We start from the raw sequence: 7,080 nt of genomic DNA on the forward strand, positions 1-7,080 counted from the left end.
ACATTGAATATCGCGATGATAATCAATTAACTTTAACGCTCATACCTCTAGCTGAATCGAGTCAGCGGAAAGCGCCGTTGAGATTTACGGCACTTTCAATAAAGTTCCCAATTGAGTTCATGAACCACAAGTAGTATGGAGCAATGATGGTGCGACTGAGCTATATCTAAGTAGTCTCATGCCAGGAAAATTTTTCAACATAGTTTACGTGATTTTGAAAATCATATTTGAAGTACAAATTTTCGTGTTGAGAGGTAATGTGATCGCGACATATTTCCAGCTCAGCACTTTTAACGGTGCGCCTAAAACTATTTCCAACATAGGAGACGTAAAGATGACCTAGAGAACAAGTAAATGACTGGTGTTGGCCCTTACCATAATTAGCGGGTTAGACTAAGCAGAGAGTCTAAAAATCTCGGCACACAGATGAAGCTTTAGCTTTATCCCATAAGGCGTACCGTCCTTTTTGCTATTAGAATTTAGTTAGGCCAGAAGTATCGATTATTATCGAGATTTAGTTGTGCCTATAATTTCACTATTCCTCACGGCTCTAGCCGAAGCCGAATTTCTATTTCATCATTAACATTACAAAATTTCAGCTATTTATACATTTATAAATTATAGTTAACATTGGAATATGAATATTCAAGGACGAGAGATAAATGAACGATTTGACAGACATTTTAGCATCAATGCCAAAACGTGCAGAAAGGAAACCTGACGAATATTTGGTAAATTCTTTTGTACATATAGGCTCATTGTTTTCGATTTTCTCATCCTCTGAAAATCAAATTCTCTTCGGACGTCGTGGGACTGGTAAAACACATCTCTTGAAGTATTTGTTGAACGCCCAACGCATCAATGGTTCCATCGGAATAGAAGTCGATATGAGAACAATGGGATCGACTGGCGGTCTCTACTCTGATTATCAAATCGAAACGTCAGAAAGAGCAACCAGACTGTTATCAGATGTTCTCTGTGAAATCAGAGAACAATTGTTGGACACATGCCAACTATCCGATGAATGCGATTTATCTGCATTAGCCCCTCTACTAGATCAATTTGTCGAGGAAGCGACAAATGTGTCAATTGAAGGAGTAGTAGAGACCCAAACATCGAGTATTCATTCAGCTACCTCCTCGGGAGTAAATGAGATTTCAGGTGCTCTTTCTTCCACACCATCCCTAGGTATCAAGAGAAATTCGTCTTCATCAAAAAATGAAAGTCAAGGGGAAAACCTTAAAACGACAGGAAAAGCCAAGATACGTATGCATTTTGGCTCTCTCTCAAAAATTCTAAAGAAAATAGTTAGTAAACTGCCAAATAAATCATTATTGATAGTAATAGATGAATGGAGTGAAGTACCAATAGAACTTCAGCCTTATCTAGCTGATATGTTTCGAAGAATCGTATTCCCTATACCCACTGTTACTGTAAAAATAGCGGCAATTTCTCACCGTTCAAAGTTTCAGTTTTACTCTGCTAGTAATCAAAAAATCGGCCTTGAAATATCAGCAGATGCTTCAGCGTCAATAAATCTTGACCAGTTTATGGTCTTTGATAATGACAATGACAAAGCTGTTAAATTTTTTGAAGGCCTAATTCATAAGCATGCCAAAGCTGCTGATAGGAAAAATATAGTCCCTGAAAACAGTGAGGATTTTACAGCTCAAGTATTTAAAAATAGATCAGCTCTTGAGGAATTTGCCAGAGCTAGCGAAGGTGTTCCTAGAGATGCAATTCACATAATTTCTCACGCAATTTTGCATAATAGCGGTCAGAAGTTAGGTGTAAAGAGCATAAGGAACGCGGCAAGATACTGGTATACGAATTCTAAAAGCAAAGATTTCAATTCCAAAGCAGAAGCAGTTCGACTACTTGATTGGATAATAAATTCTGTTATCGGAACGAAGAAAACCAGGGGGTTTCTTGTTCAGGCAGAATTAAAAGACGACTTATTAGATTTCTTGTTCGACTCCCGAGTAATACACGTTGTTAAGCAAGGTGTTGCAGTCAAAACTGTCCAGGGGAAAAAGTTCAATTTGTACTCATTAGATTATGGCTGCTATGCACATTTAATTAATACAAAGGACGAACCGAAAGGGTTACTAAAGAGCGAATCTGAGTATATTTTAGTCCCGAAAATAGACAGTATGTACAATAGGACGTCAATCCTTGATTTCGATAACTACTATAATAATGGACAACTCCCCTTTGTCGAACACTCAGACGATATTGAGTTTACCAAACACTATGTATCAAAAGATGATGAACATTTAGACTTTGATGATCAGGTGTTTGAGACAGTTCCGAAATACCTAGAAGCAATCAGAGTCAAGGAAACATACTACATACCACTCATTCTAGTTGCATTAGTGATTCAAAAACGGCTAGGTATTGAGTCAAGCACGGGAAGTGAGATTACGAAGGTAATAAACACTTACATAATTAGCAATGACCAAAAAAGTAAAGCACCGAACAATGTATCAAGAGCGCTTCGGGAACCGCCATTAAATAGGGAAAAATGGCTCATTACAGAGATGTCAGGAAAAACCCCCCGTTTCTCTCTTTCTACTGATTGGAAATCCTATTGGAAGAGATACCTGAGCACAAATCCCCCCGATGTGTAAATTTAATAAGTTCTTACTTGACCTGACATTTCTGGAATTGGTCAAAAGCGGGGGGCGGATCAAACGGACGCTTCAATGATTTGTTATAAAGTAACCTCACGGCGCAAAATCACCTAAAGAGAAGCGGTTCAAGCTTCGTGTAAGTGCTGATAAGGTCTGCAACCATACAAGTTAGACGTCCATCTTCCAAGTCGTTGTGCCCTTCACTTAGCATGGTGTCATAGACAACCCAGAATGGGTCGCCAGGAACGAAATTAGCTCTTGGCTTCAGGCGAATATTGGCGTTAGGAGAAGTCCAGGCGCCACCTTTAAAGCCAGTTGACTCAACGCCATGGCCGCACTTAGCTAAATCTGCATTTGGTCCGTCAGCATCTACCAAATCGTGAGTATTGAGTTCTTTAAAGTGACCAATTGCAAACAGATCTAATCGCCATTCTGGCAAATTGTTGCCTGCGTCCATTGAGTCGGAATCACTAACATGCGCCTCAAATGGAACTGTAAAGCTTCGGCCCATAGGAAAAGCATAACGGGTCGCCCAATCCTTTTGTCCTTGTAGGATCAACATCCTAGGGCCTCGATCCAACTGAGGCTTATTTTTCCTAATTCGATCTATCGTAGCACTATGCAGAGGCCAATACTGCATCGCCTCAAATGCTGGATTAACAATCAAAATTAGGTCACCAACAGCAGCGTGCATCGGAAATTCCTCGTGGGCAAGCGCAGCAGGAGGAGAATCAAGTCTAGTTTGCAACATGGATCGAGTGGCATTGAAAAGAGCCGACCCGCCAAAGCTATGGCCTATGCTTACCATCCTGGACTTCGTCTCAATGGCGGCTTTCTCTACCGTTGAGAGAATATCTACCAAAGCGCCTTGACCGACCTCAATGCTGACGTCCTTTCGATCCCAAAAGGAGATTATATTTGGCAGCAGCCACGAATCGCCACGCCAGCCAACATACACACCAGTTACAGCAATATTCGGGTAAAGGTTTGAATATCTCAGCAATAGTCTTCTGAAGGTTTCGACATTTCCATTGTCCGCCTGCGCGTTGTTATGCCACCCATGAACAAAAACCATCACAGCCTGATTTCCAAGATGTCCTCTTTTCGAAATAAGATCTCTTACTCTTTCGAGCTGCCCCCGTTCTCTGAGCAAACCTTGATCATTTATCTCTACGAACGATAACGCGACTGAGCTATTTTCAATCTCTGCTCCGTTAAGTTCGAGGCTTGAGTTGCAACTGCTATCTCCGATTGAGCACGAAGTCGATAAGTCAGTGCGATAGGTTTTGTTGGCTGCGCATCCAGTAAACAGAAAAATACAGAGCACCGCCGAATATATCAAACGATTTGTGAGCACTTTCGTTTCCCCCGTCCAGTTTTCGGTTTTTGCCTTATAACACCAAGCTAATAGGCAGTGACGTAGAGGCATAATGTCGAAGCGCCGCTACGTAACTGTCCCTTTTAAGCATTTTGTTAGCTATAATTCCCAGCCAACTGAAATACTAAACCAACCTTCACCTTCGTGCTCCCAATTTTGGTCGCCAATTCTATCTTGACCATAGACAATACCAATATTCACACTATCCCAGTTTTTTATTAACAATCCGGTTGCCCAAGAAAAACCTGATTTATTTTCTGTAGAGCTGGTTCCGTCCTCTTCAAGCGTAGCAACTGAGACTTGTGTTAGTCCGGCTGAAAGAAACGGTGTTACAGTAATGTATTGATCTGATATTGGAACATCGAAGCCATAGCCAGCGTAATATCCTACCGTAGCATCACCTCCAACAGACTTATCATCCAATCGATATTTGAATGGGACGATAAGAGGTCCACTAACTATTCCACCTATACTCTCTTCAACCTTACTCTCAACAGGAACGCCATGTGTGGGGGATTTACTTAAGTAATATACAGTATCTTCGATTACGTCCGAGGCAGATTGTGTTTTATAGCTATCTGTATCCCTGTTCGCCTTAGCTTTAATATCATTAACAGGGTAGATATTAGTAAACTTTATTGCGTAGTGAGCAGCTTCATCGTTGTCTATGACCAAGAATTTCGATTGTGAACCAACTCGAAGATTACTTCCTCCTTTTTTATCATCCACAACTATTTCTGTCTTAGCTCTATAACGTTTGTCTTTCTCAAGTTCGTCAGCTAAAACCGCTAAACTGAAAGAGCTCAATAGAACAATAGTCATTACGTTTTTCATTGTATTTCCTTATGCAAGTTCACAGACTACTCACTTCCTATGAGATTAAAAAATTGTAGCTAACGATTTTAGTTTATCGCAAGGTGCATAGCGCATATCCGATGTAACGGGTTGTTAGCTGATTCAGTGATATGTATGTACTTTCCATGATATATGTTCGTTTCCTTTCTTTGGTGACATGCACATGTTCCTTTGATGCCTTCTGTGCAATAGGGTATTGGTTTTACCTGAAGCTACCAGGCTTTGTCTGTACGCGAGCTAGCTCACAACAGTAATGCTTGCGCTTTAAGCGTGACATAAAACATCAATCACTTCTACTGCACTTAGATTCAGTCCGCCCACGAATCGCATAAAATCTGATTTATAGAGATAAAAACCTCACAGGTCACCTAATTACTTATTATAGAGAATTCACAGTAACACGCAGTCTTGCACAATTCTGAACCCCACAATAATTAATTTATAACATTGACTTACACCTAACATTGAGCTGATTTACGATAACTTCTTCTAGTATTACTAATAATTCTCAGAAATTCTATATGAAATGAATTAACGTAGTTTCAACTAATGTGGTTGGATTTGAGTACGAATTGAGAATGTCGGCTATGAGCAATTAGAACTCAGCATTTACGCCACTATTTATGTCTGCAAATTGCTCTTAGCTGCTATCAATCAGTTGATGACTGTCAGGTATGATTGAACTCAAACCCGAAAGTCTCAGCTCGCGAACGAGTCAGTACATGTAAATCGACAATTTATAAGAGCTAGTTAGCTTACCGACTATATTGTTATGTATTGTTATTTTGACAGTGAAAAAAGGGCTGCAAAGCAGCCCTCAAAGTAAATCGATCTGTTCACTCCACTCATCGATAGCCTCCGCTGAAAAATAGCGGCGCTTCGAAAGCCCAAACACATTTTCAAACTCGTACTCGTCCACTTCTTCAGAATAAATGAAGTTAGTGATTTGAAGTTCGAAAAGGAGAAACAATAAGCATCTCTCACCTGGCTCGAAATACTTCTTCCTGAACTCTTCAGGTAGTTGCTCCTTAAGCCCATCCGACAGAACAAATCCATTGGTGACAAACATTTCATTCTTATGTTCGTAGATATAGTCCAGAGTTTCTGGATTGAAATACCAGCAAACACGAAATTTGTCAGGCCATTCGGTACGTGTACTGCGTTTGAATTGATGTATAAACGTGATTTGCAGATCAGTGTTATTTGTCTTCTTAGTCATAGCTAAGTCCTCAGTTGGTAAACCTCAGAGTTAACTAGGCACGAAGAAAGGTAGTTCTAATGAAAAATAGAATACACTTATTATTAGTGTACTTTCTTAGGAGCTATGTTATTCAATTTATTGAAAATTATTTTCAACTCAGCTTTCCGTGTTTTCTCCTTAATCGAGTCTCTTCTTATTAGCCATTTTAATACTAGCCAACTAAAGTTTTCATAGAATGTTACTTGTCTCATTTGCGACGAACTTATAAATTCTCTAAAATAAAGGCCAAAGTCTATGACCATTGATTTGTAAGCTTCATATAAGTACAACTCATCATATAAATCATGTCTAATTGCATTTGATGCTTGTTCCCAGGTATTCAGTACATATCTTATTGCTATAGCATACTCATTACTTCGTTGTTCTGGTTGTGCCAACTCAGTAAAATTAAGCTCATTTCTCTTTGATATAGCTTCACCAACTTTTCTAACGTGCTTTATATATTCTTTATTATCTTGCAACCGTTTCTGAAAATCCAAAGAGTTAGCTTCTCTAGCAGTCTGACGTGAGTAAGCTAAATTTAATAACGCGGCTGATAGAGCGAGTGTCGCGGAAAGTAGAATAGCAATGGCAGAAATGAGTTTTTCATCAACTCGGTGTATTAAAAATATCCCTCCTAAAGAGGTTATTACTATTGCTGCTGCAAGAATGTAATTTAGCTTGGTTCTCTTTTTCAAAATTCACTCACAAAAAAAGAGCCATAAGGCTCTTCTTATATTCTTGATTATAAATTTGGTTAGGCAGTTGCGCCAAATCCCCAGTCTTCTTCTCTATACATAGGACACTCCCTACTTAAAACCGCATATTTTACAAAATATTAGTACCGATGTGATACAATTGTCAATATGAACATGTCGCAATCAAGGAAACAATAAATATACCGATAAAAAACTTGACAAATCAAACAATTACGTCAGAGTCACTGTAACTGCAACCGAAGTAAGCTTTAGCTA

Annotated in this window: 5 protein-coding genes; 1 reads left to right on the forward strand and 4 read right to left on the reverse strand. The window is 39.3% G+C overall.

Annotated elements, in window-relative coordinates:
* Nucleotides 1–662 precede the first annotated feature (662 nt).
* On the forward strand, nt 663–2,630 hold the full coding sequence (locus AC27IB_RS23235) for an ORC-CDC6 family AAA ATPase (RefSeq protein WP_296052509.1): 1,968 nt from the start codon (nt 663–665) through the stop codon (nt 2,628–2,630).
* Nucleotides 2,631–2,739: 109 nt separating this feature from the next.
* On the opposite strand, the gene AC27IB_RS23240 is transcribed toward AC27IB_RS23235, so the two are convergent.
* The 4 genes from AC27IB_RS23240 to AC27IB_RS23255 form a co-directional block, all read right to left on the reverse strand.
* The gene (locus tag AC27IB_RS23240) at nt 2,740–3,990 is read right to left on the reverse strand and encodes a hypothetical protein (RefSeq protein WP_296052511.1); all 1,251 of its coding nucleotides are present in this window, start codon (nt 3,988–3,990) and stop codon (nt 2,740–2,742) included.
* 120 nt (nt 3,991–4,110) lie between these two features.
* Entirely contained in the window at nt 4,111–4,845 is a 735-nt protein-coding gene (locus tag AC27IB_RS23245) for a hypothetical protein (RefSeq protein WP_296052512.1), read from the reverse strand.
* A gap of 838 nt (nt 4,846–5,683) precedes the next feature.
* On the reverse strand, nt 5,684–6,085 hold the full coding sequence (locus AC27IB_RS23250; protein ID WP_296052514.1) for a hypothetical protein: 402 nt from the start codon (nt 6,083–6,085) through the stop codon (nt 5,684–5,686).
* Nucleotides 6,086–6,168: 83 nt separating this feature from the next.
* The gene (locus AC27IB_RS23255) at nt 6,169–6,804 is read right to left on the reverse strand and encodes a DUF4760 domain-containing protein (RefSeq protein WP_296052516.1); all 636 of its coding nucleotides are present in this window, start codon (nt 6,802–6,804) and stop codon (nt 6,169–6,171) included.
* Nucleotides 6,805–7,080 lie beyond the last annotated feature (276 nt).

The sequence above is a fragment of the Alteromonas sp. 4NH20-0104 genome (assembly GCF_057547795.1).